This window comes from Streptomyces sp. NPDC026417 (assembly GCF_055567695.1).
The window spans coordinates 24,788-48,283 of sequence record NZ_JBVHPY010000035.1; the positions used below are offsets into that span (position 1 = coordinate 24,788).

The following is a 23,496-nucleotide window of genomic DNA, read 5'->3' on the forward strand; positions in this document are numbered from 1 at the left end:
GCTCAGTCCGCCTTCCCGGGCGCCGCGACCCCGCCCAGCTCGGCGGAGATGCGTCCGAGCTGTTCCAGCCGCTGCTCCAGGCTCGGGTGGGTGGAGAAGATGCGCTGCAGACCGGGCGCGGAGCCGAGGGCGGGGGTGAAGTAGAAGGCGTTGAAGGCCTGGGCCGTGCGCAGGTCCTTGGTCGGGATCCGGGCGATGTCCCCGGTCACCTTGGTCAGCGCGGACGCCAGGGCCGAGGGCCGCCCGGTGAGCAGGGCCGCGGCCCGGTCCGCCGCCAGCTCCCGGTACCGGGACAGCGCGCGGACGAGCAGGAAGCTGACCGCGTACACGGCCGCGGCGACCGTCATCACGATCACGAACATGGCCGCGGTGTTCTGGTCCCGCCGGCCCGCACCGAGAACCTGCGAGTAGAAGGCGAACCGTACGATCAGCCCCGCGATCACCCCGAGGAAGGACGCGACCGTGATCACGGCGACGTCCTTGTGCGCCACGTGCGACAGCTCGTGCGCGAGGACCCCCTCCAGCTCGTCCGGTTCCAGGCGCCGCAGCAGCCCCGTGGTCACGCACAGCACGGCGTGGTCGGCGTTCCGTCCGGTGGCGAAGGCGTTCGGCATGTCCAGCTCGGAGACGGCCACGAGCGGCTTGGGCATGTCGGCGAGGGCGCTCAACCGGTCGACGGTCCCGTGCAGGCGCGGATACTCCGCGGGCTCCACGATCCGGCCGCGCAGCGCGTAGAGCGCGATCCGGTCGGAGAACCAGTACTGCGCGCCCAGCAGCGCGGCGGCGACGACCACGACCAGCACCCAGGACTTCAGCAGCACGATCAGCGCGGCGACGAAGGCCACGTACAGCAGTCCGAGCAGGAACAGCGTGACCGTCATCCGCACGGTCAGCCGCGGGTCGCTCCGGAATCGGCTCCGCATCTGGATCACCCCGCATCGGGACACCCGTCCCGCTCTCCATTGTGCTCCGGCACCCGCCCGCGGCACGACGGAGCCCCGCCGCCGCCCGGAGGCGACGACGGGGCTCCGGCCGAGCACCGTGACGGTTTACACGTCGAAGTAGAGCTCGAACTCGTGCGGGTGCGGACGCAGCTGGAGCGGCGCGATCTCGTGCGTGCGCTTGTAGTCGATCCACGTCTCGATCAGGTCGGACGTGAAGACGTCGCCCTGGAGGAGGAACTCGTGGTCCCGCTCGAGGGCGTCGAGGACGGCCGGGAGCGAGGTCGGGACCTGCGCCACGTTCGCGTGCTCCTCGGGAGCCAGCTCGTAGAGGTCCTTGTCGATCGGCTCGGCCGGCTCGATCTTGTTCTTGATGCCGTCGAGACCGGCGAGCAGCAGCGCCGAGAAGGCGAGGTACGGGTTGCCGGAGGAGTCCGGGGCACGGAACTCGACGCGCTTGGCCTTCGGGTTCGAGCCCGTGATCGGGATGCGCATCGCGGCGGAGCGGTTGCGCTGCGAGTAGACCATGTTGACCGGCGCCTCGAAGCCCGGGACCAGGCGGTGGTACGAGTTCACCGTCGGGTTGGTGAAGGCGAGCAGCGACGGGGCGTGCTTGAGGATGCCGCCGATGTAGAAGCGGGCGGTGTCCGACAGGCCCGCGTAACCGGCCTCGTCGTAGAACAGCGGGTCGCCGTTGGCCCACAGCGACTGGTGGACGTGCATGCCCGAGCCGTTGTCGCCGAAGATCGGCTTCGGCATGAAGGTCGCGGTCTTGCCGTTGCGCCATGCGACGTTCTTCACGATGTACTTGAAGAGCTGGAGGTCGTCGGCAGCGGCGAGCAGCGTGTTGAACTTGTAGTTGATCTCGGCCTGGCCGGCGGTGCCCACCTCGTGGTGCTGGCGCTCGACCTGGAGGCCCGCGGCCTCCAGCTCCAGGGAGATCTCGGCACGCAGGTCGGCGAAGTGGTCGACCGGCGGGGCCGGGAAGTAGCCGCCCTTGTAGCGGACCTTGTAACCGCGGTTGTCCTCGACCGCACCGGTGTTCCAGGCGCCCGCCTCGGAGTCGATGTGGTAGAAGCTCTCGTTCTCCGCGGTCTTGAAGCGCACGCTGTCGAAGACGTAGAACTCGGCCTCGGGACCGAAGAAGGCGGTGTCGGCGATGCCGGTGGAGGCGAGGTAGGCCTCTGCCTTCTTCGCCACGTTGCGCGGGTCGCGGGAGTACTGCTCGCCCGTGATCGGGTCGTGGATGAAGAAGTTGATGTTGACCGTCTTGTCGCGGCGGAAGGGGTCGACGCGCGCGGTGGACAGGTCGGCGCGGAGCGCCATGTCGGACTCGTGGATGGCCTGGAAGCCGCGGATCGAGGAGCCGTCGAAGGCCAGCTCCTCGGCCGGGTCGAAGGCCTGGGCCGGGATCGTGAAGTGCTGCATCACACCCGGCAGGTCGCAGAAGCGGACATCGACGAACTTGACGTCCTCGTCCGCGATGAACTTCTTGGCCTCGTCGGCGTTCTGGAACATCCAGCTCCTCCTACTCCCGCCCACTAGGACCGGGGTGGTAGTTCGTTCGTGCGGCCAGTGCGGTGGCACACGCTGGACCCGACCATAGGGACGGGGGATTTCTCAAGCGTGACCCATTTGTTTCGCGGAAGTTAACCGGCCCGGGTTCACCTGCAGCCTACGCACACCCCGGCCGCTGAGGCACATACCCGGGCGCAGTACCGTGGACGGGTGGACAACAGGCAAGCAATCGGATCGTGGCTGTCCGGCCCCCGCGCGGCCGCGGAAGAAGCCGGTGCCGATTTCGGATACCGCGGCGAGCAGCTCGGTCTGCCGGAGGAGGGGCCCGGCTCCATCGCCCGTCCCGGCCGCCGCCTGGGCGCCCTCGCCGTCGACTGGGCCCTGTGCCTGTTGATCGCATACGGGCTGCTCACCCAGGGCTACGACCAGGCGACGGGCAACTGGGCCCTCCTCGTCTTCTTCGTGCTGGGCGTGCTCACCGTCGGCACCGTGGGCTTCACCCCGGGCAAGCGCCTCTTCGGGCTGCGGATCGTCCCCGAGAGCGGCGGCCGGCTGAACCCGCTGCGCGCCCTGCTGCGGACGGCGCTGCTGTGCGTGGCCGTCCCCGCCCTGATCTGGGACCGCGACGGCCGGGGCCTGCACGACCGCCTCGCCCGCACGGTCGAGGTCCGCATCTGACGCTTCGCGGGTGGACGCACGCGTACAGCGCGGACCCGGCGAAAGACGAAGGGGCGCCCGGAGTGATCCGGGCGCCCCTTTTTCACGAAGTGAGGGTGTCAGCGGGCCTTTCCGCCACGCGGCATCCGCATGCCCCTGGGCATCGGCCCCTTCGGCAGCGGCATGTTGCTCATCAGGTCGCCCATCGCGCGCAGCCGGTCGTTGGTCGTCGTGACCTGCGGACCGGTGAGCACCCGCGGCAGCTTCAGCATGGTCGTGCGGAGCCTCTTCAGCTCCACCTGGCCCTCGCCGTTGCCCACGAGCACGTCGTGCACCGGGACGTCGGAGACGATCCGCGCCATCTTCCGCTTCTCGGCGGCCAGCAGGCTCTTCACCCGGTTCGGGTTGCCCTCGGCCACCAGCACGATGCCCGCCTTGCCCACGGCGCGGTGCACCACGTCCTGGCTGCGGTTCATCGCCACGGCCGGGGTCGTCGTCCAGCCCCGGCCGATGTTGTCCAGCACGGCCGCCGCAGCGCCCGGCTGTCCTTCCATCTGCCCGAAGGCGGCACGCTCGGCCCGGCGTCCGAAGACGATCGCCGACGCGAGGAAGGCGAGCAGGAGGCCGAGAATGCCGAGATAGACCGGGTGGCCGATCAAGAAGCCGATCGCGAGGAAGACACCGAGGGTGACGATTCCGACAGCCGCGAGTACAAGACCGATCTTGGAGTCGGCCTTGCGGGTCATCTTGTAGGTCAGGGCGATCTGCTTGAGTCGCCCGGGGTTCGCAGCGTCCGCTGCGGTTTCCTTCCTCGCCATGCCCACGAGTCTACGTGGCCCGGGAAGCGCCGACGACGGCGGTGCCGCCGCTACGACAGGCGGGGTCCCACGGCCTCCTCGAGGACGCGCTGTGCCTCGACCCGGTCCTTGGCGCGACGGCGGTCCTCCAGCACGGAGGTCCAGGCGTTGCGGCGCGCGGTGCGCTGTCCGCTGCTCATGAGCAGCGACTCGACGGCACGCAGTGCATCGGTGAACGACGGGATGGCGGTGGCGCGAACGGGCGCGGCCTGCATGATGGAGGTCCCCCCTCGGGACGGCGGCTCAAGCGGAGTCTGTACGTGGCGTAAGACCAGGGTCACTGATTGGTGTTACCAGGGCATGACCGGCCGGTCAAACGCCCATGAAGCCTCGATGCGGAAGCCCCGTACGCCGACGCGGCCCCGACGAATGCCCCCATCTGCGGGGACGGTCGGGACCGCGCCGTATGAGCCATTACCTGGCGGTAGTTCCTTGTGCGCGGATTCACACGCGCGGGTGGCACGCCGTGCCGTCGCTGCCGTCGTGCGTCTGTCAGACCGCCTGCGAGGCGATGTACGTGCCCCGCTTCTCGACGGCCATCTGGTAGAGCCGGCCGGCCCGGTACGAGGAGCGCACGAGCGGGCCCGACATGACGCCGGAGAATCCGATCTGCTCGGCCTCGTCCTTCAGCTCCACGAACTCGTGCGGCTTGACCCAGCGCTCCACGGGGTGGTGGCGCACGGACGGGCGCAGGTACTGCGTGATGGTGATCAGCTCGCAGCCGGCCTCGTGCAGCTGCCGGAGCGCCTCGCTGACCTCCTCGCGGGTCTCGCCCATGCCGAGAATCAGGTTCGACTTGGTGACCAGGCCGTAGTCGCGGGCCTCGGTGATGACCTTCAGCGAGCGCTCGTAGCGGAAGCCGGGGCGGATGCGCTTGAAGATCCGGGGGACCGTCTCGACGTTGTGCGCGAAGACCTCGGGGCGCGAGGAGAAGACCTCGGCGAGCTGGTCCGGCTCGGCGTTGAAGTCCGGGGCGAGCAGCTCGACCTTGGTGCGGCCGGCCTCGCGGTCCGCGGTCTGGGCGTGGATCTGGCGGACCGTCTCGGCGTACAGCCAGGCGCCGCCGTCCTCCAGGTCGTCACGCGCGACGCCGGTGATGGTGGCGTAGTTCAGGTCCATCGTGACGACGGACTCGCCGACACGGCGCGGCTCGTCGCGGTCCAGCGCCTCGGGCTTGCCGGTGTCGATCTGGCAGAAGTCGCAGCGCCGGGTGCACTGGTCGCCGCCGATGAGGAACGTGGCCTCGCGGTCCTCCCAGCACTCGTAGATGTTGGGACAGCCCGCCTCCTGGCAGACCGTGTGCAGGCCCTCGCTCTTCACGAGCTTCTGCAGCGCGTTGTACTCGGGACCCATTTTCGCCCGGGTCTTGATCCACTCGGGCTTGCGCTCGATGGGGGTCTGGCTGTTCCGGACCTCCAGGCGCAGCATCTTGCGTCCGTCGGGTGCGACTGCGGACACGTCCGGCTCCCTACAACTTCGATTCGTCGGCGTACACCAGGGTACGCCCGTGCTGTTTTCGGCCCTGCGTCTGGGCAACCTTCGGGTCCGGGGGTGCATTCCCGGGGCCCGAGCTCCCTAGGCCGAGGCCCGCTCCACCTCGCGCGGCTTGAGCTCCGCGTTCTCCAGGATGTCCCGCAGGTGCTTCTCGGCCACCGGCAGGACGTCGGCGATGGTCAGGTCCCGGCCCAGCTCGTAGGCGAGGGACGTCACGCCCGCGTCGCGGATGCCACACGGAATGATCTTGTCGAAGGAGGAGGTGTCCGGGTTCACGTTCAGGGCGAAGCCGTGCATGGTCACGCCCTTGGCGACCCGGATGCCCACCGCGCAGATCTTGCGGTCCTCGCGCCGCTGTCCGGCGTTGGAGGGCGCGTACTCCGGTCCGTCCAGGCGGGGGTCGAACTCGTCGTCGGTAAGCCGCGGGTCGAAGTCGAGGGAGAGGCCGCCGGGGGAGGGGCGCTGCTCCACCGGGTCGCCGAGGACCCAGACACCCGCCCGGCCCTCGACCCTGCTGGTCTCGACGCCGAACTCGGCGCAGACGCGGATCATCGCGTCCTCCAGCCGGCGCAGGTGCGCCACCACGTCCACCGGGCGCGGCAGCTTCTGGATCGGGTAGCCCACCAGCTGGCCCGGGCCGTGCCAGGTGATCTTGCCGCCGCGGTCCACGTCGACGACGGGGGTGCCGTCGAGGGGGCGCTCGCTGTCGGCCGTGCGCCGGCCGGCCGTGTAGACGGGCGGGTGCTCCAGCAGCAGGCAGGTGTCGGGGACCTCGTCCAGGAAACGGGCGGCGTGCACGCGACGCTGCTCGTCCCAGGCCTCCTGGTACTCGACGGCCTCCGCACCGAATCCCATCCGGACGAACCGCAACTCACTCACGGCAAGCGCCTTTCTAGAAGCTCCCACGGGCACGAACTGGTGGCGCGCAGGGCACGGGGCACCGGCCCCGGGACCCTCCCGCGCGACACGCGGGGCGGACCCGTAAGGCACGAAGCACGCCTACGCCACTGTACGTCCGGCCGACCTCCGTCAGCCCCGGGACCAATCCTCACACGATCGGATGAATGAACGTCGAAATGTGCGATCGGGTGCTTACAGACCGCTACATTCGCGCCGTTCACGAGGCCATAAGGGCTGCTCACAGGCAATCCGGGCACTTGACGTGCCCGGAAGGCAGGAGACCGCACCGCAGATGACGGAACGACCCGCGCAGCGCACCCCCAACCGACAGCTCGCCGCGCTCATCGCAGAAGCGGGGTTCTCCAATGCAGGTCTCGCCCGTCGCGTGGACCAGCTCGGCCTCGAACACGGCCTCGACCTCAGATACGACAAGACATCCGTCACCCGCTGGCTGCGAGGTCAGCAGCCCCGGGGCACCACACCCGCCCTCATCGCCGAGGTCTTCACCCGCCGCCTCGGCCGCCGCCTCACCGCCCAGGACCTCGGCCTCGACGCCTGCGCCCCGGTGTACGCGGGCCTGGAGTTCGCCGCGAGCCCCGAGGAGGCCGTCGACATCGTCAGCGGTCTCTGGCGCAAGGACTCCGGCAGCCACGCCGAGCTCCGCAAGATCGCCTTCACTCCCGCGGGACTGGTCGTCCCCAGCCGGGACTGGCTCATCGGGCGCGCCGACGACCGCGTCGGCCGCGGCGAACCGGTCGGCCTCCGGGTGCCCGTGCAGGGCCGCCCCGCGGTGCCCCGCCAGCGCGGCCAGTCCGAGCGCGGACCCGGCCAGCGGGTCACCGGGGGCGACATCGCCGCCCTGCGCTCGGTCGGCGAGTTGTTCCGGTCGCTCGATCACGCGTACGGCGGCGGCCACGCCCGGCAGGCCCTCGTGCGGTATCTGGAGCACGAGGCCGAACCGATGCTGCGCGGCAGCTACGGCGAGCAGACCGGCCGCCGCCTCTTCGCGGCCGCAGCCGACCTCACCCGCCTCGCCGGCTGGACCTCGTACGACATCGCCGCCCACGGGCTCGCCCAGCGCTACTTCGTCCAGGCGCTGCGTCTCGCCCAGGCGGCCGGCGACCGGGCGTACGGGTCCTACGTGCTGGTGACGATGAGCCGGCAGGCCGTCTACCTGGGCCACGGACGCGAGGCCGTCCAGCTGGCGCGGGTGGCGCAGCAGGGCGTCGGCTCGTCCGCCCCGCCCGTGATGCAGGCGATGCTGCACTCCGTCGAGGCGCGCGGACACGGCGTGCTGGGCGAGGTGCGGGCCTGCACCGCCTCGCTGGTGCGGGCGGAGCGGGCCCTGGAGGCGGCCCGGCCCGCCGACGATGTCCCGCACTGGGCGCGGTTCTTCGACGAGGCGCAGCTCGCCGACGAGTTCGGGCACTGCCACCGGGATCTGCAGCAGTACCGCGCCGCCGCCCAGCACGCCGAGCGGTCGCTGCAGCTGCGGGCGCCCGTGTACGCGCGCAGCAGGCTGTTCTGCCGGGTCGTGCTGGCCACCTCGCGACTGGCGCTCGGCGAACTCGACCAGGCCTGCCAGCTGGGGGCCGAGGCCGCCGGACAGGCCGCGGAGATGCGGTCGGTGCGGGCGGTCGAGTACGTGCGCGACTTCGAACGCCGGCTGGAGCCGTACCGGGACGCCGCGCCCGTGCGGACCTACCGGGACCGGGTGTCGGCCCTGGGGTGAGTCGCGCTACGCGGCCCTCCGGAGCGGCCGGGACGCCGCGGCCGGTGCGACGCCCAGGTCCTTGAGCAGGGCCCGGGCGGCCCGGCGACCGGAGTGCAGCGCGCCCTGGACCGTACCGGTGTCGCGGTGGTCGCCGCACACGTACAGCCCGGCCAGCAGGCGGACCGGGCGGCACCGGTCGTACGGCGCGGGCGTCGCGGGGACCGCCTCGGGGTCGTGGTGCACCGCGAGGAGTTCCCACCGGCCGGTCGACGTCCCGTAGAGACGGGCCAGTTGGGCACGGACCGCCGCGTCCAGGTGGGCCGGGTCCGGCGGAGTGCCCAGCACCGTCGAGGAGATGAGGGCGCGGCCCGCGGGCGCCCGGGTCGGGTCGACCTGGCTGATCACCGCGGTGTGCGTCACCGGGCCGCTCCGGTCGGCGTCCAGCAGCAGCGCCGGGTCGGCGAGCGGCGGCTCGTCCGCCGTGTGGTGGACGACGGTCACGGGATGGAAGGCGGGGACCCGCAGTCCGGGCAGGAGGCCGGCCGCGGCGCGGGCTCCCGTCGCCAATACCAGTGCACGGCAGGGGAGTTCGCCCTGCTCCCGGGTGGTGACCGACGTCGTGGAGACCGCGGTCACGTGCACTCCGGTGCGGACGGTGCCCGCGGGCAGGGTGGCGGCGAGGAGTTCGGGCAGGGCGTCGGAGCCCCCCTCCGGAAGGCACAGCCGTCCGGTTGCGAAGGAGTGCAGGGCCAGGTCCGCGCAGCGGCTGGACGTCGTCAGGGACGGATCGCACAACAGGGCGGCGAGCAGGGGCCGCAGGACGCCGCCGACCGTGCGGGGCGGGAACCCGCGGGCCGACAGCGCCTCGGCCGCCGGGAGTTCCGGACGGCCCAGCAGTTCGACGGGCGGGGTGGCCGCCAGCCGCGCCAGGGCGGCGCCGAGGCGGGCCTGGTCCACGGGCCGGCCGAGGGGACCCGTGGGCCGCCCCGAGGGCCCGGTGTGCCCGCCGGGACGGGGCGCCGTGCCCGGCAGCCGGGGGGCGCTCGCCAGGGCGCGCACGACGGTGAGTGCGCCCCTTGCGCTCCGGGGGCCGTGGGGGGCGTGCACCCGGTGGTGCCGGCCGTCGCTGTGCAGCAGAACGCCCGGTGAGAACGATCGCAGGGCCAGCGCCTCCAGGCCCGGGGTGCGGCGCAGTTCGGGATACGAGGTGGACAGCGGCCGGCCCAGCCGGTCGAGCCGGAACCCGTCCACCTTCTCCGTCGACATGCGTCCCCCCACATGAGGGGCGGCTTCCAGAACGGCGGTGGTGAGACCCGCCGCGGTGAGGTGGTGGGCGGCCGCGAGTCCTGCGACTCCGGCCCCCACGATCACGACGTCCACGTCCTGCGAGATGTGCGCTTCGCGTGCCGGCTCTAGCACGTGCTCCTCCTGGAGGTCGCGCGGCTGTGGGGACGTCATGCCCCCAACAGGGGCCCGGAATACCCGAGTTCCGGTCGAGGTTAAGTCGACCGCCGGTCGAGACAAGGGGCACGGAGGCCTCGCACGGTCGCACGGGGGGAGCACTTTCCGCGCCCCCGGAGGCCTGGCCCCCGGAGGCTTCGCCCCGGATCTTCGTGCCGCGCGGGCGCGCTCGTCCGCGAACGCCGGTCGGGCCGGCCACCCTCCCGGCCGGCGCGGGCCCGCCGGTCGGCGCGGCGCGGAGCGCAGCGCCGGTCGGGACGGCCGCCTTTCCCGCCCGGCGTGAGCCGCCGGTCAGCGCAGCGCGGAGCGCAGGGCCGCGTCGATCGACGGGAACGCGAACGCGAAGCCGGTGTCGAGCAGCCGGGTGGGCAGGATCCGCTGGCTGCCCAGGACGTCGTCGGCCATCCCGCCGAGGGCGGTCCGCAACACCGGCGCCGGCACGGGGAAGAGGGTGGGCCGCCGCAGCACCCGCCCCATCGCCGCCGTCACCTCGGCGTTGGTGAGCGGCTCCGGTGCCGTCAGATTGACCGGCCCGGACAGCGACTCGGTGTCGATGAGATGGCGCAGCGCGGCCACCTCGTCGTGCAGGGCGATGTAGCTCCAGTACTGGCGCCCGTCCCCCATTCGCCCCCCGAGCCCGGCCTTGAAGATCGGGAAGAGCTTTCCCCAGGCCCCGCCGTCCCGGGCCACCACCAGCCCGGTGCGCGCGAACACGGTGCGGACGCCCGCCTCCTGCGCGGCGCTCGTCGCCTCCTCCCACTCCACGCACACGGACGGCAGAAAACCGTCCCCGGGCGGCGCCGTCTCGTCCACCGCACGGTCGCCCGTGTCCCCGTAGAAGCCGATCGCGCTCCCGTTGACCAGGACGCGCGGCGGAGTGTCGAGCGACGCCACCGCCTCGGCGAGCGCGGCCGTCCCGAGCACCCGGCTGTCGCGGATCTCCCGCTTGTAGTCCTCCGTCCACCGCCGCGAGGCGATCCCGGCTCCGGCGAGGTTGACCACCGCCGCGCATCCGGCGAGCCCGGCCGCGTCGACCCGCTGGGCGCGGGGGTCCCAGCGGACCTCGTCCTTCGCCCGGGGCGCGCGGCGCACCAGGCGGACCACCTCGTGGCCGTCCGCGGTGAGGGAGCGCGCGAGTGCCGAGCCGAGCAGTCCGGAGGCGCCGGCGATCGCGATGCGGGAGCCGGTTGCAAGCGGTGAGTTCATGGATCCATCCTGCCGGGTGCCCCGGGAAAACACCGGGTCCGGCCCGTCGCGCCCCCGTCGTACAGTGATCGGCATGCCGGTTCCGTACATACGCCACGCCACCCTCGACGACGAGGAGGCCCTCGGCCGACTCGACCGCGACACCTGGTCGCCGGTGCACGCCGTCCAGCCGCGTCCCCGGCCGCCGTACGAGCCCTTCTACAGCGAGCGGTTCGGCCCGCGGGACCACCTGGTCGCCGAACTCGCCGGGAAGGTCGTCGGCTACATCCGGCTGGGATTCCCGACCCCCCTCGCCTGCAACGCGCACGTCCGGCAGATCCAGGGACTCGTGGTCGCCGACGAGGCGCGGGGGACCGGCGTCGGGCGGGCGCTGCTGCGGGCCGCGCAGGACGAGGCCCGGCGCCTGGGCGCGCGGCGGCTCACCCTCCGCGTGCTCGGCCACAACACGCCGGCCCGGAAGCTCTACGAGTCCGAGGGGTTCGTGGTCGAGGGCGTCCTGCCCGAGGAGTTCCTGCTCGAAGGCGCCTATGTGGACGACGTCATGATGGGGCGTCGGCTCTGACGGACGGCACGGGGGACCGCGGCCGTCCCGCCGCTCCCGCAGGCCGCTCCGTCCACCGCGACGGCGGTCGCGGACGGTCCGTCACGAGGTGACCAGATCGCCCGTGTCCACCGGTGCCGTGGCCCTCGCCGCCCGTCCGGCGTCGCCCGCGACCTCGTCCACCGTCAGGACGTACCCCGTCTCGCTGTCCGAGGTCGAGCGGGCGAAGACGACGCCGAAGACCTTCCCGTCGGTGGTCAGCAGGGGGCCGCCGGAGTTGCCCGGGCGGACGGTGGAGCGGATGGAGTAGATCTCGCGGGTCACCGTGTCCGTGTTGTAGATGTTCTGCCCCGTCGCGTCGATGCGGTTCGCGACCGTCGCCGCCTGCAGGTCCAGGCCGCCGTCCTGCGGGTAACCGGCGACGACCGCCGAGTCGCCCCGCTCCGCACGGTCGTCGAACCGCAGGGCGGGCGCCTGCAGACCCGGCACGTACAGGACGGCGACGTCCTTCTCGGGGTCGAAGAGCACGACCCGCGCGTCGAGGGCGCGCCCCACGCCGCCGACCCGGACCGTCGGCCGGTCGATGCCCGCCACCACGTGGGCGTTGGTGAGCACGTGCCGGGACGCGTACACGAAGCCGCTGCCCTCGCGGCCCTGGCCCCCGGAGGCGCCCTCGACCTTCACGGTGCTGCGCTTGGCCGCGTTCGTCGCACTCGGCGTCACGCTGTCCCCGGAGGGCTTGGCCACGCCGGCCGCGGGCTCGTTCTCGAACGGGTTGAACACCTGCGGGAAGCCCGCCTCCGTCAGGGCCGACGTGGCCCGCGAGAACCAGGCGGGGGTGGCGTCCGGCATCGCGTCCTGCACGGCGCCCAGCAGGGCGGAATTGCGTATCGACTGGGTGACCACGGTGGACGAGGACGCGCCCAGGACGCTGGCGGCGACCCAGGCCACCAGCAGCACCGCCAAAGTGTTCGCGGCGGCGCCGCCCACTCCGTCGGCCACCCGCAGCGGGCCGGCGTCCAGCTCGCGGCGGAGCTTCAGTGCCAGCCGTCCCGCCAGCTCGTGCCCGACCACGGCCGGCATCAGCACGGTCAGCACGGCGGTCACCGTGGCCGCCGGTGTCCCCGCGGCGACCAGGTCCATCACCCACGGCAGAAGCCACACCCCGACGACGGCACCGCCCACGAAACCGGCCAGCGAGACGCAGCCGGCGACCAGGCCACGCCGGTAGCCGGACGCCGCGTAGGCCAGGATCACCAGCAACAGCAGCAAGTCGAGCAGGTCCACGGAGCCGCCTTTCTCTCGGGCCCCCTAGTACGCGTGGGGAGGGCCCACTGATCAGGCACGCGCGCGTGCGGCCCGGAAACCGGCACACGTGCGTGGACCTGTAAAAACGTCCCGGACCGGGACGATGGTTCCACCGGGTGGCACAGCACACGTCGCGGACGGAGCGGACCGGGGCGAGGGTGGAGGAATGCGTGTCTTCCCCAGAGCGCGGGGGGCACGAATACCCGGCGCCGCGCCGCGGCGGACCGCGCGGCACGCGCGGACCGCCGAGACGCGGGAGCCACGAGCGGCGCGCCTCCGGGCCGCGGTACGCCGCCTGCGCATTCCCCGCGCCGAACGCCCGGTGACCGCCGCACGCCCGCTCCCGGCCGAGCCCCCGCGCACGGGGCCCGCGCCGCACGGCACGTCCACGCCTCCGCCGCACGGGACACCCACGCCCCCGCCGGGCGGCACGTCCACGCCCGTATCGGAGGGCGGAGCCGTACCTGCGGCCGACGGCGCGTCCGCGCCCCCTGACGGCACACCCCCGCCCGCATCCGGGGGCGCAGCCGCATCCGCGCCCCCGGCGAGGCCCCCGCGTCGCTTCGACCCGGCGCGGCTGCCCACGCCCGCCCGGGTGGCCCTGCTCTTCCTGCCGGGGCTCGCCGTCGTGCTGGCCCTGGTGCTCGTCACCGTGGGGCTGGGCGGCGGGGACTCCGGAGCGGACCGGCCCGTCGCGGCGCGGCCCGCCGTGGAGCACCAGGCGCCGCGCCCCGCCATCGTGCCGCGTACGCGCTGGATCGACCCCCGCGCCCCCGGACAGCCGCCGCCGCGCTACGACGACCGCATCGCCGCGGTCTTCGTGCATCACACCGACTCGCCCAACGGGTACGACTGCGCCGACACGCCCCGCATCATCCGCTACCTGTACGCGGGCCAGACCGGCGCCCGCCAGTGGGACGACATCGGCTACAACTTCCTGGTCGACCGCTGCGGCACGATCTACGAGGGCCGGGCCGGCGGCGTCGACCGGCCCGTCACCGGCGCCCACACCCAGGGCTTCAACCACCGCACGGTGGGCATCGCGGCCATCGGCACCTTCACCGCGGGCACCCCGGTCCCCAAGGCGATGACGGACGCGATCGCCGCGGTCGCCGCGTGGAAACTCGGCCTCGGCAACGTCGACCCGCGGACCAGGGTGCGCCTGGTGTCCAGCAACGACCTCAGCCGCTACGAGGCGGGCACCCCCGCCTCGCTGCCGGCGCTGGCCGGCCACAACGCGGGCTTCCAGACGAGTTGCCCGGGGGCCGCCCTGACCGCCCGGCTGCCGGCCATGCGGGAGCTGGCGGCGCGGCTCCAGGGGCGGTGAGGTCCCCAGCCGCCCCACAGCGGGCCCAGGGCTCAGCAGAGCCCGCATCCCCAGCCTCTCCGTACAGCCGACGGAGGTGGGGGAGGGGGAAGACGAGCAGCAGTCGTCCGCGGGGCACCGGCCGGTGGAGTGGGGCCCCGCGCAGTCCGTGGACGGTGGCGTGCGCGGTCGTGACGGTCGTGCTCGGACCGTCGGCGGCCACGGCGTCCGCCCCGGACCGGGCCGACGCGGCGCCACCGCCGCAGGCCGCGGCCGAGGCCGACCGGCCGGCCGCCGACGGCGGACGGGCCGGACAGGGGGCCTCAGTCCTTGAAGCGCTCCCACAGCCGGGGGTACCGCTCGGCGAGCAGGCCCTCGTTCTCGAAGTCGAGCGGCGTGCCCTCGGGCTCGGCTGGCGCGGGCGGAATCCCCAGATCGGGGGCGACGACGCCGGTGAGCTGCTCGTACGCCTCGTCCGCCGCGTACCCCAGCTCCTCGCCGTCTCCGTCCACCTCCTCGTCGAAGTCGTCCAGGAGATCGGCGAGCGAGTCCGGGTCGTGCACCGCGCCCTCGAAGACCTCCCGGCCCTGGCCGATCAACCAGCACCGGAAGAAGTCGAAGGCGTCGTCGCTGGCCCCGTCGAGCAGCATCCACGCGGCTCCCCACAGGTCCCAGCGGTACGCGCGGTTGTAGCGGGACTCGAAGTGCCGGGCGAAATCCAGGACGGAGTCCGGATCCAGCCGCAGGAGCCGTTCGACGAGCAGGTCGGCCTGCTCCTCGGGGTCACCCTCGGCGGCCTCGCGGGTCGCGTCCACCAGCTCCCAGAACTCCGTCTCGTCCATCACGGGTCCAGCATCGGGCCTGGAAGGGAGGGACGCACGTGGAGTGCCGCAGATTGTTATGCGTGCACATGCCCACGGTAAAACCGCCGGGTACCTGGGGCTTTTCGCGCTCGGGCGGGACGGGGCGGCCGCGGACGAAGATCTTCCCGGTGCCAGGGGGCGGGACGGGCCCCGGCGTTCAGCGGTAGAGCGCCGCGAGCCGCAGCGCGTCCCGGGCGAAGCGCTCCCGCAGGGCGGCGGGGGACAGCACCTCGACCTCCGGTCCCAGCGTCATGAGCTGGCCGTACGCCACCTCCTCGGATTCGACCGCCAGCGCGACGGTCACCCAGCCGTCCTCGTCGGGCCCTTCCGGAGCGCTCAGCGCCTCCCGCGCGGACGCCGCATCGACGACGTACGGCAGCCGTCGCGCCCCCGGGGCCGAGAGCCGCAGGACGACTCGGGCGCGCAGGATCGACCGCGCGAACTGGGCGGCCCGTTCCGCCCAGAATCCGGGCAGGTCGAAGTCGTCGTCCCGGACGAAGCGCTCCGCGTCCGCGGCGACCGCGGCGACCGCGGTGAACCGGTCGATCCGGTAGACCCGGTAGGAGCCCGATCCCGGCTCCCGGGCGCACAGGTACCAGACGCCCGCCTTCAGCACGAGCCCGTACGGCTCCAGGGAGCGCTGCACCTCCTCCTCGCCGCGCCGGTAGCGCGCCCCGATGCGGCGGTCGTCCCACACCGCATCCGCGACCGCCGGCAGCAGCTCGGGGGTCTCCGGTTCGCTGAACCAGGCGGGCGCGTCGAGATGGAAGCGCTGCCCGGCCGTCCGCGAGGCGTCCCGCAGCGAGGGCAGCAGCGCGGCGGACACCTTCAGCCGGGCCGCCGAGGCGGCGTCGCCGAGGCCCATCTCGCGCAGCGCCCCGGGCACCCCGGAGAGGAACAGCGCCTCCGCCTCGCTCCGCGCCAGCCCCGTCAGCCGCGTCCGGTACCCGCCGATCAACCGGTATCCGCCGGTCCGCCCCCGGTCCGCGTACACCGGGACCCCCGCCTCGGAGAGCGCCTGGGCGTCCCGCGTGACGGTCCGCTCGGACACCTCCAGCTCCCGTGCCAGCTCGGCGGCGGTCATCGACGGCCGGGACTGAAGCAGCAGCACCATCTTGATCAGGCGGGCAGCGCGCATGGGTTCATGATGCCGGGCGGCACCGACAGCGGAGGGGCACGGCGATCGCCGTGCCCCTCCGTCCGTACACGGCTCCTACAGGCCGTAGCGCTCCCGCGCCTCCTTCACCGCGGAGGCCTTGACCTCGCCGCGGCGGGCGAGCTGGGCCAGCGCGGCGACGACGATCGACTCGGCGTCCACCCCGAAGTGGCGGCGGGCCGCCTCGCGGGTGTCGGAGAGACCGAAGCCGTCGGCGCCGAGGGAGGAGTAGTCCTGCTCGACCCACTGGGCGATCTGGTCCGGGACCTGGCGCATGTAGTCGCTGACGGCCAGCACCGGGCCCTCGGCGGCGTGCAGCGCCTGGCGGACGTACGGCACCCGCTCCTCGCCGCGCAGCAGCGCCGCGTCGGCCTCCAGCGCGTCGCGCCGCAGCTCGGTCCAGGAGGTCGCGGACCACACGTCGGCGGCCACGCCCCACTCCTCGGCGAGCAGCCGCTGGGCCTTGAGCGCCCAGTGGATGGCCGTACCGGAACCGAGGAGCTGGATGCGCACGGCGTTGGCGGCGGGCGAGAGGCCCGCGGACTCGGCCGTGTTGAAGCGGTAGAGGCCCTTGACGATGCCCTCGTCGATACCGAGGCCCGCGGGCTTGGCGGGCTGGGGCATCGGCTCGTTGTAGACCGTCAGGTAGTAGAAGACGTTCGGGTCCTCGCCCGGAGCCGCGTCGCCGTACATCCGGCGCAGACCGTCCTTGACGATCGCCGCGACCTCGTACGCGAACGCCGGGTCGTACGTCAGCGCCGCCGGGTTGGTCGCCGCGATGACGGGGGAGTGCCCGTCCGCGTGCTGGAGGCCCTCACCGGTCAGCGTCGTGCGGCCGGCCGTGGCGCCGACCAGGAAGCCGCGGCCGAGCTGGTCGCCGAGCTGCCACATCTGGTCGGCCGTGCGCTGCCAGCCGAACATCGAGTAGAAGATGTAGAAGGGGATCATCGCTTCGCCGTGCGTGGAGTACGCGGTGGACGCGGCGATGAAGTCCGCCATCGAGCCGGCCTCGGTGATCCCCTCGTTGAGGATCTGGCCGTTCGTGGCCTCCTTGTAGTACATCAGCTGGTCGCGGTCGACCGGCTCGTACGTCTGGCCCTTCGGCGAGTAGATGCCGAGGGAGGGGAAGAGCGACTCCATACCGAAGGTACGGGCCTCGTCGGGGACGATCGGCACCCAGCGCTTCCCGGTCTCCTTGTCGCGGACCAGGTCCTTGACGAGGCGGACGAAGGCCATGGTCGTCGCCACGTTCTGCGTGCCGGAGCCCTTGTCGAAGGACGTGAACGCCTTGTCGGCGGGGGCGGGCAGCGGCGCGAGCGCGTGGGTGCGGCGGGCCGGGGCCGGACCGCCGAGGGCGGCGCGGCGCTCCTGGAGGTAGCGGACCTCGGGGGAGTCGGCGCCGGGGTGGCCGTAGGGCACCACGCCGTCGACGAACTGGGCGTCGGAGATGGGCAGTTCGAGCAGGTCGCGCATCTGCTTGAACTCGTCCGTCGACAGCTTCTTCATCTGGTGGTTGGCGTTCTTCGAGGCGAAGCCCGGGCCGAGGGTGTGGCCCTTGACCGTCTGGGCCAGGATCACCGTCGGCGCGCCCTTGTGCGACAGGGCGGCCTTGTACGCGGCGTACACCTTGCGCGCCTCGTGGCCGCCGCGGGAGAGGTGGAAGCACTCCAGGATCTTGTCGTCGGACAGCAGCTTGGCCATCTCGACGAGCGCCGGGTCGGCGCCGAAGAAGTCCTGGCGGATGTAGGCGGCGTCGCGCGTCTGGTACGTCTGCACCTGCGCGTCGGGTACCTCGCGCAGACGGCGGACCAGCGCGCCCGTGGTGTCGAGCCGGAAGAGCTCGTCCCAGGCGTTGCCCCACAGCGACTTCACGACGTTCCAGCCGGCGCCGCGGAACTGGGCCTCCAGCTCCTGCACGATCTTGAAGTTGGCGCGGACCGGGCCGTCGAGACGCTGCAGGTTGCAGTTGATGACGAAGGTGAGGTTGTCCAGACCCTCGCGGCTGGCGAGTGCGAGTGCCGCCGTCGACTCGGGCTCGTCCATCTCGCCGTCGCCGAGGAAGGCCCACACGTGGGACTGCGAGACGTCCTTGATGCCGCGGTTGGTCAGGTAGCGGTTGAAGCGCGCCTGATAGATCGCGGAGAGCGGGCCGAGGCCCATGGAGACGGTGGGGAACTCCCACAGCCAGGGCAGGCGCCGCGGGTGCGGGTAGGACGGCAGGCCGTCGCCGGCGGACTCCTGGCGGAAGCGGTCGAGGTGGTGCTCGGTCAGCCGGCCGTCGAGGAAGGCGCGGGCGTAGATGCCGGGGGAGGCGTGGCCCTGGATGTAGAGCTGGTCGCCGGACCCGTCACCCTCCTTGCCCTTGAAGAAGTGGTTGAAGCCCGTCTCGTAGAGCCAGGCGGCGGAGGCGAAGGTGGCGATGTGGCCGCCGACCCCGTATTTCGAGCCGCGCGTCACCATGGCGGCCGCGTTCCAGCGGTTCCACGCGGTGATGCGGCGTTCCATCTCCTCGTCGCCGTCCACGGCGGGCTCGGCGGAGGTGGGGATGGTGTTGACGTAGTCGGTCTCGAGCAGCTTGGGCAGCGCGAGGCCGTTGCCCTCGGCGCGCTCCAGCGTGCGGCGCATCAGGTACGCGGCACGATGCGGCCCGGCCGCCTCGGTGACGGCATCCAGGGAGGCCTGCCATTCGGCGGTCTCCTCCGGGTCGCGGTCCGGGAGCTGGTCGAGCTCGCTCGGCTGGATTGCGGTGGGGTCGGTCATTACGCCGCCTTCCTCAGTCGAAGGGGGTTCCCTCATCGGCAAGGGTTCGGGGGTGCCCTAGGTCTTTGGCAGGACAGGGCTTGAGGCCTCGGTGGAAGCCCGTCGGTGACTGTAACTCCCTGATCGATGATCGATCAAAGGGTTGAAGGAGAAAACCTCTTCAGATCGACAAAGTCGGCACCCGGTGCCTTCAGCGCAGGCACCGGGTGCCTTGAAATCGAAGGTTCCCGCAGGTGGGAGCACGTCTGAGCAGGGGGACGCACATACGTCAGGGCCGCGGTGCGCAGCCCAGCACATGGGCCTTCACCAGGTCCGCGATCATCGGGTCCCGGCGGCGGAAGGCGTCCACGAGGGCCTCGTGCTCCTCGGCGTAGGACTGCTGGACGGTGCCCAGCCAGCGGATCGACAGGGCCGTGAACACCTCGATGCCGAGGCCCTCCCAGGTGTGCAGCAGCACGGAGTTGCCCGCGGCGCGCACCAGCTCGCGGTGGAACCCCACCGTGTGCCGGACCTGAGCGGTGCCGTCGGCGTTGCGGTCCGCCTCGTAGAGCGCGCTGACGTGGGGCTCCAGGGCCGAGCAGTCCTCGGCCAGCCGTCCGGCCGCCAGCTCCGCGGCGATGGCCTCCAGGCCGGCGCGCACCGGGTAGCTCTCCTCCAGGTCGGCCGCGGTCAGGTTCCGGACCCGGACGCCCTTGTTGGGGGCCGACTCGATCAGCCGGAGCGACTCCAGCTCGCGCAGCGCCTCCCGGACCGGTGTCTGGCTGACCTCCAGCTCCGTGGCGATCCGCCGCTCGACGATCCGCTCGCCCGGCTTCCAGCGCCCGCTGACGATCCCCTCCACGATGTGCTCGCGGATCTGTTCGCGCAGCGAGTGGACGACGGGCGCGGTCATGAGAGCTCCTTTGGAACGCGCGGGCCCCGAGGGCGTTGACGTCTAGACAATAAGGCCGTGCCGCTGCGGGGGAGAGGCGCACGGGGGCGCTTTCGCGCAGGTGAGACGAGACTTACACGCGGTCACCGGCGGCCCGCCTCGCGGGTCCGGCGAGGTCCTGGGACCCGGGGGCGGCAGCACGGCGCCCCCGCCCGGAGAGCTCCGGACGGGGGCGCCTGCAGGGGGATGCGGACTACAGGCCGAGCTCGACCTCGAACTCGCCCGCCTCCAGGATCGCCTTGACCGCGGTCAGGTAACGGGCCGCGTCGGCGCCGTCCACCAGACGGTGGTCGTAGGAGAGCGTCAGGTACGTCATGTCGCGGACGCCGATGACGGTGCCCTCGGCGGTCTCGATGACGGCCGGGCGCTTGACCGTCGCGCCGATGCCCAGGATGGCGACCTGGTTCGGCGGCACGATGATCGTGTCGAACAGCGCACCGCGCGAGCCGGTGTTGCTGATCGTGAAGGTCGCGCCGGACAGCTCGTCCGGGGTGATCTTGTTCGCCCGGACCTTGCCCGCCAGGTCGGCGGTGGCCTTGGCGATACCGGCGATGTTGAGGTCGCCCGCGTGCTTGATGACCGGGGTCATCAGGCCCTTCTCGGAGTCCACCGCGATACCGACGTTCTCGGTGTCGAAGTAGGTGATCGTGCCGTCCTCGACGTTGATCCGGGCGTTGACGGCCGGGTGGGCCTTCAGCGCCTGGGCCGCCGCCTTCACGAAGAACGGCATCGGGGAGAGCTTGACGCCCTCGCGGGCGGCGAAGGAGTCCTTCGCCTGCGCGCGCAGCCGCATCAGCCGGGTGACGTCGACCTCGACGACCGAGGACAGCTGGGCCTGCTCGTGCAGGGCCTTGACCATGTTGTCGCCGATGACCTTGCGGATGCGGGGCATCTTGACGGTCTGGCCGCGCAGCGGGGAGGCCTCCAGCGCCGGAGCCTTGGCGGCGGCGGGGGCGGCAGCCGCGGCCGGAGCCGGGGCGGCGGCCTTCGCGGCCTCGGCGGCGGCGATGACGTCCTGCTTGCGGATGCGGCCGCCGACGCCGGTGCCCTTGACGGAGGACAGGTCGACGTTGTTCTCGGCGGCGAGCTTGCGCACCAGCGGGGTCACGTACGCGCCGTCGTCACCGGAGGTCGCGGCGGGCGCCGGGGCCTGGGTGGCGGGAGCCGGTGCCGGGGCGGGCGCCGCGGGCGCCGGGTCGGGCGCGGGCGCGGTCTGCTGCTGCGGCGCGGGGGCCGACGGCGCCTGCGGGGCGGCCGGGGCCGGAGCGGGCTCGGCGGGGGCGGCCGGAGCCGGAGCCGGAGCGGGCTCCTGGGCCGGGGCCGGCTTCTGGGCCTGGGCGGGCTCCTCGGCCGGGGCGGCCGGGGCCTGCGCGGGGGCGGCACCGGGCGCACCGATGACGGCGAGCTTGGCGCCGACCTCGGCGGTCTCGTCCTCGCCGACCACGATCTCGAGCAGCACGCCGGAGGCGGGCGACGGGATCTCGGTGTCGACCTTGTCCGTGGAGACCTCGAGCAGCGGCTCGTCCTCGGAGACCTCCTCGCCGACCTCCTTCAGCCAGCGGGTGACGGTGCCCTCGGTGACCGACTCGCCCAGCGCGGGCAGGACCACGTCGGTGCCCTCGGCGCTGCCGCCGCCGGAGGCGGCCTCGGCGGTCGGGGCCGGCGCGGGGGCGGCCTGGTCGGTGGACGGGGTGGTCTGCGGGGCGGGCTCGGGAGCGGCCTCGGCGGCCGGCTCGGGGGCGGGCTCCGCGGCCGGCTCGGCGGCGGGCGCGCCCGTGCCGTCGTCGATGACGGCCAGCTCGGCGCCGACCTCGACGGTCTCGTCCTCGGCGACCTTGATGGAGGCGAGTACACCGGCGGCGGGCGAGGGGATCTCGGTGTCCACCTTGTCGGTGGACACCTCCAGCAGCGGCTCGTCGGCCTCGACGCGCTCGCCCTCGGCCTTCAGCCAGCGGGTGACGGTGCCCTCGGTGACGCTCTCGCCGAGCGCCGGAAGGGTTACGGAAACCGGCATGGTTTCTGTTGCTCCTTACGAATGTGCGGAAGTCTGTGGTCGTCGCGCCCTGGTGCGACGCAGTGACGGATCAGCCGGGAGACGGGCTCCCGGGAAGATCAGTCGTGGGAGTGCAGCGGCTTGCCCGCGAGGGCCAGGTGGGCCTCGCCGAGCGCCTCGTTCTGCGTCGGGTGGGCGTGGACCAGTTGGGCGACCTCGGCGGGCAGCGCCTCCCAGTTGTAGATCAGCTGGGCCTCGCCGACCTGCTCGCCCATCCGGTCGCCGACCATGTGGACGCCGACCACGGCACCGTCCTTGACCTGGACGAGCTTGATCTCGCCCGCGGTCTTGAGGATCTTGCTCTTGCCGTTGCCCGCGAGGTTGTACTTCAGAGCGACGACCTTGTCCGCGCCGTAGATCTCCTTGGCCTTGGCCTCGGTGATGCCCACGGAGGCGACCTCGGGGTGGCAGTAGGTCACCCGGGGCACGCCGTCGTAGTCGATCGGCACGGTCTTCAGACCGGCCAGCCGCTCCGCCACCAGGATGCCCTCGGCGAAGCCGACGTGCGCGAGCTGGAGGGTCGGGACCAGGTCACCGACGGCGGAGATGGTCGGCACGTTCGTGCGCATGTACTCGTCGACCAGGACGTAGCCGCGGTCCATCGCGACGCCCTGCTCCTCGTAGCCGAGGCCCTGCGACACCGGGCCGCGTCCGACGGCAACGAGGAGGACCTCGGCCTCGAACTCCTTGCCGTCGGCCAGGGTGACCTTGACGCCGTTCTGGGTGTACTCGGCCTTCGAGAAGAAGGTGCCCAGGTTGAACTTGATGCCCCGCTTGCGGAACGCGCGCTCCAGCAGCTTGGAGGAGTTCTCGTCCTCGACCGGCACCAGGTGCTTGAGGCCCTCGATCACCGTCACGTCGGTGCCGAAGGACTTCCAGGCCGAGGCGAACTCGACGCCGATGACGCCGCCGCCGAGCACGATCGCGGACTGCGGGACACGGTTCAGGACCAGGGCGTGGTCCGAGGAGATGATGCGGTCGCCGTCGATCTCCAGGCCCGGCAGCGACTTCGGCACGGAGCCGGTCGCGAGCAGCACGTGGCGGCCCTGGACGCGCTGGCCGTTGACGTCGACGGAGGTGGGGGAGGAGAGGCGCCCCTCGCCCTCGATGTACGTCACCTTGCGGGAGGCGATGAGACCCTGCAGACCCTTGTAGAGGCCCGAGATCACGTCGTCCTTGTACTTGTGGACGCCCTCGATGTCGATGCCCTCGAAGGTGGCCTTCACACCGAACTGCTCGCTCTCGCGTGCCTGGTCGGCGATCTCACCGGCGTGCAGCAGAGCCTTGGTGGGGATGCATCCGTTGTGCAGGCAGGTGCCGCCGACCTTGCCCTTCTCGATCAGGGCGACGTCCAGGCCCAGCTGCGCCCCGCGCAGGGCCGCGGCGTAACCGCCGCTACCGCCGCCGAGGATCACTAGGTCGAAAACGGTGCTGGCGTCGTTCGCCACGTCACGTCCTCCATGCATGTGCGCCGTACGCCGGTCTCCAGTGACCGGGCGGCGGCTGGTGTCCGGCCGCTCTTGGTCGGCCCTGTGGTGGGGGCCCTGTCCTGCCGAGAACCCATCTTCGCACTTGTCGGACGGAGGCGGGACGCCGGGCCGGGGTGTGGGACGTCTGTTCCATCACGTGCGAGGGGTGGGACTGCGTACGAATGTGCGGATTTCGTCGAGAGCGCAATCACCGTACGCCCGAACGGACGACCGCGGCCCAGGGGCCGGGAACCGGGGGGGGGGGGCGGGGGGGCTCAACAGAGGGCGGCGGCGGGCGGCAGCCGGGTCAGAAAGAACAAAGCGTGGAACACAGAAACCACCCCGCCCCTCCGGATGTCGC

The 23,496-nt window shown here is 72.4% G+C and carries 19 protein-coding genes; 4 read left to right on the top strand and 15 right to left on the bottom strand.

Going from position 1 to position 23,496, the window contains the following annotated elements:
* Nucleotides 1–2 precede the first annotated feature (2 nt).
* Nucleotides 3–923 (bottom strand): zinc metalloprotease HtpX, encoded by a 921-nt coding sequence (gene htpX, locus ACZ4NT_RS35390; RefSeq protein WP_467729299.1) that lies wholly within the window; start codon nt 921–923, stop codon nt 3–5.
* A 126-nt stretch (nt 924–1,049) separates the two neighbouring features.
* Nucleotides 1,050–2,459, bottom strand: a complete 1,410-nt coding sequence (glnA, locus tag ACZ4NT_RS35395) for a type I glutamate--ammonia ligase (protein ID WP_121403419.1) — start codon at nt 2,457–2,459, stop codon at nt 1,050–1,052.
* Between the two features lie 210 nt (nt 2,460–2,669).
* Here glnA and ACZ4NT_RS35400 point away from each other — a divergent pair, with 210 nt between their 5' ends.
* Nucleotides 2,670–3,137, top strand: a complete 468-nt coding sequence (locus ACZ4NT_RS35400) for an RDD family protein (protein ID WP_121403420.1) — start codon at nt 2,670–2,672, stop codon at nt 3,135–3,137.
* Nucleotides 3,138–3,235: 98 nt separating this feature from the next.
* On the opposite strand, the gene ACZ4NT_RS35405 is transcribed toward ACZ4NT_RS35400, so the two are convergent.
* From ACZ4NT_RS35405 to lipB, 4 genes are all read right to left on the bottom strand, one after another.
* Nucleotides 3,236–3,934 carry a DUF4191 domain-containing protein gene (locus ACZ4NT_RS35405; RefSeq protein ID WP_121403421.1) on the bottom strand — a complete coding sequence of 233 codons (699 nt, stop codon included), beginning with the start codon at nt 3,932–3,934 and terminating at the stop codon, nt 3,236–3,238.
* Nucleotides 3,935–3,984: 50 nt separating this feature from the next.
* Nucleotides 3,985–4,188, bottom strand: a complete 204-nt coding sequence (locus tag ACZ4NT_RS35410; protein WP_121403422.1) for an SCO2195 family GlnR-regulated protein — start codon at nt 4,186–4,188, stop codon at nt 3,985–3,987.
* Between the two features lie 277 nt (nt 4,189–4,465).
* Entirely contained in the window at nt 4,466–5,431 is a 966-nt protein-coding gene (gene lipA / locus ACZ4NT_RS35415) for a lipoyl synthase (RefSeq protein WP_121403423.1), read from the bottom strand.
* A 117-nt stretch (nt 5,432–5,548) separates the two neighbouring features.
* On the bottom strand, nt 5,549–6,346 hold the full coding sequence (lipB, locus tag ACZ4NT_RS35420) for a lipoyl(octanoyl) transferase LipB (protein WP_121403424.1): 798 nt from the start codon (nt 6,344–6,346) through the stop codon (nt 5,549–5,551).
* A gap of 313 nt (nt 6,347–6,659) precedes the next feature.
* Between lipB and ACZ4NT_RS35425 the strand changes: the two genes are divergently transcribed.
* Complete coding sequence (locus ACZ4NT_RS35425) at nt 6,660–8,099, top strand: regulator (protein WP_121403425.1); 1,440 nt, start codon at nt 6,660–6,662, stop codon at nt 8,097–8,099.
* 6 nt (nt 8,100–8,105) lie between these two features.
* Here ACZ4NT_RS35425 and ACZ4NT_RS35430 read toward each other — a convergent pair whose 3' ends face one another.
* Nucleotides 8,106–9,500 carry an NAD(P)/FAD-dependent oxidoreductase gene (locus ACZ4NT_RS35430; RefSeq protein ID WP_467729313.1) on the bottom strand — a complete coding sequence of 465 codons (1,395 nt, stop codon included), beginning with the start codon at nt 9,498–9,500 and terminating at the stop codon, nt 8,106–8,108.
* 333 nt (nt 9,501–9,833) lie between these two features.
* Nucleotides 9,834–10,748 (bottom strand): TIGR01777 family oxidoreductase, encoded by a 915-nt coding sequence (locus ACZ4NT_RS35435; protein WP_121403427.1) that lies wholly within the window; start codon nt 10,746–10,748, stop codon nt 9,834–9,836.
* 73 nt (nt 10,749–10,821) lie between these two features.
* Between ACZ4NT_RS35435 and ACZ4NT_RS35440 the strand changes: the two genes are divergently transcribed.
* The gene (locus ACZ4NT_RS35440; RefSeq protein WP_183116869.1) at nt 10,822–11,310 is read left to right on the top strand and encodes a GNAT family N-acetyltransferase; all 489 of its coding nucleotides are present in this window, start codon (nt 10,822–10,824) and stop codon (nt 11,308–11,310) included.
* Nucleotides 11,311–11,391: 81 nt separating this feature from the next.
* Here the strand turns inward: ACZ4NT_RS35440 and ACZ4NT_RS35445 are convergent, their stop codons facing one another.
* Nucleotides 11,392–12,576: a MarP family serine protease gene (locus ACZ4NT_RS35445; protein WP_121403429.1), complete on the bottom strand. Its 1,185-nt coding sequence runs from the start codon at nt 12,574–12,576 to the stop codon at nt 11,392–11,394.
* A gap of 598 nt (nt 12,577–13,174) precedes the next feature.
* Here ACZ4NT_RS35445 and ACZ4NT_RS35450 point away from each other — a divergent pair.
* The gene (locus ACZ4NT_RS35450; protein ID WP_467729315.1) at nt 13,175–13,924 is read left to right on the top strand and encodes a peptidoglycan recognition protein family protein; all 750 of its coding nucleotides are present in this window, start codon (nt 13,175–13,177) and stop codon (nt 13,922–13,924) included.
* A 302-nt stretch (nt 13,925–14,226) separates the two neighbouring features.
* On the opposite strand, the gene ACZ4NT_RS35455 is transcribed toward ACZ4NT_RS35450, so the two are convergent.
* The 6 genes from ACZ4NT_RS35455 to lpdA all read right to left on the bottom strand — a co-directional run bounded on the left by ACZ4NT_RS35455 (nt 14,227) and on the right by lpdA (nt 23,114).
* Entirely contained in the window at nt 14,227–14,745 is a 519-nt protein-coding gene (locus tag ACZ4NT_RS35455; protein WP_467729317.1) for a DUF4240 domain-containing protein, read from the bottom strand.
* Nucleotides 14,746–14,923: 178 nt separating this feature from the next.
* Nucleotides 14,924–15,904 carry a helix-turn-helix transcriptional regulator gene (locus tag ACZ4NT_RS35460; RefSeq protein ID WP_467729305.1) on the bottom strand — a complete coding sequence of 327 codons (981 nt, stop codon included), beginning with the start codon at nt 15,902–15,904 and terminating at the stop codon, nt 14,924–14,926.
* A gap of 75 nt (nt 15,905–15,979) precedes the next feature.
* Nucleotides 15,980–18,682: a pyruvate dehydrogenase (acetyl-transferring), homodimeric type gene (aceE, locus tag ACZ4NT_RS35465; protein ID WP_467729307.1), complete on the bottom strand. Its 2,703-nt coding sequence runs from the start codon at nt 18,680–18,682 to the stop codon at nt 15,980–15,982.
* Nucleotides 18,683–18,950: 268 nt separating this feature from the next.
* The gene (locus tag ACZ4NT_RS35470) at nt 18,951–19,574 is read right to left on the bottom strand and encodes a GntR family transcriptional regulator (RefSeq protein WP_121403433.1); all 624 of its coding nucleotides are present in this window, start codon (nt 19,572–19,574) and stop codon (nt 18,951–18,953) included.
* A gap of 232 nt (nt 19,575–19,806) precedes the next feature.
* Complete coding sequence (sucB, locus tag ACZ4NT_RS35475) at nt 19,807–21,627, bottom strand: 2-oxoglutarate dehydrogenase, E2 component, dihydrolipoamide succinyltransferase (protein WP_121403434.1); 1,821 nt, start codon at nt 21,625–21,627, stop codon at nt 19,807–19,809.
* A gap of 98 nt (nt 21,628–21,725) precedes the next feature.
* Nucleotides 21,726–23,114, bottom strand: coding sequence for a dihydrolipoyl dehydrogenase (gene lpdA / locus ACZ4NT_RS35480; protein ID WP_467729310.1), 1,389 nt, complete (start codon nt 23,112–23,114; stop codon nt 21,726–21,728).
* Nucleotides 23,115–23,496: the final 382 nt, after the last annotated feature.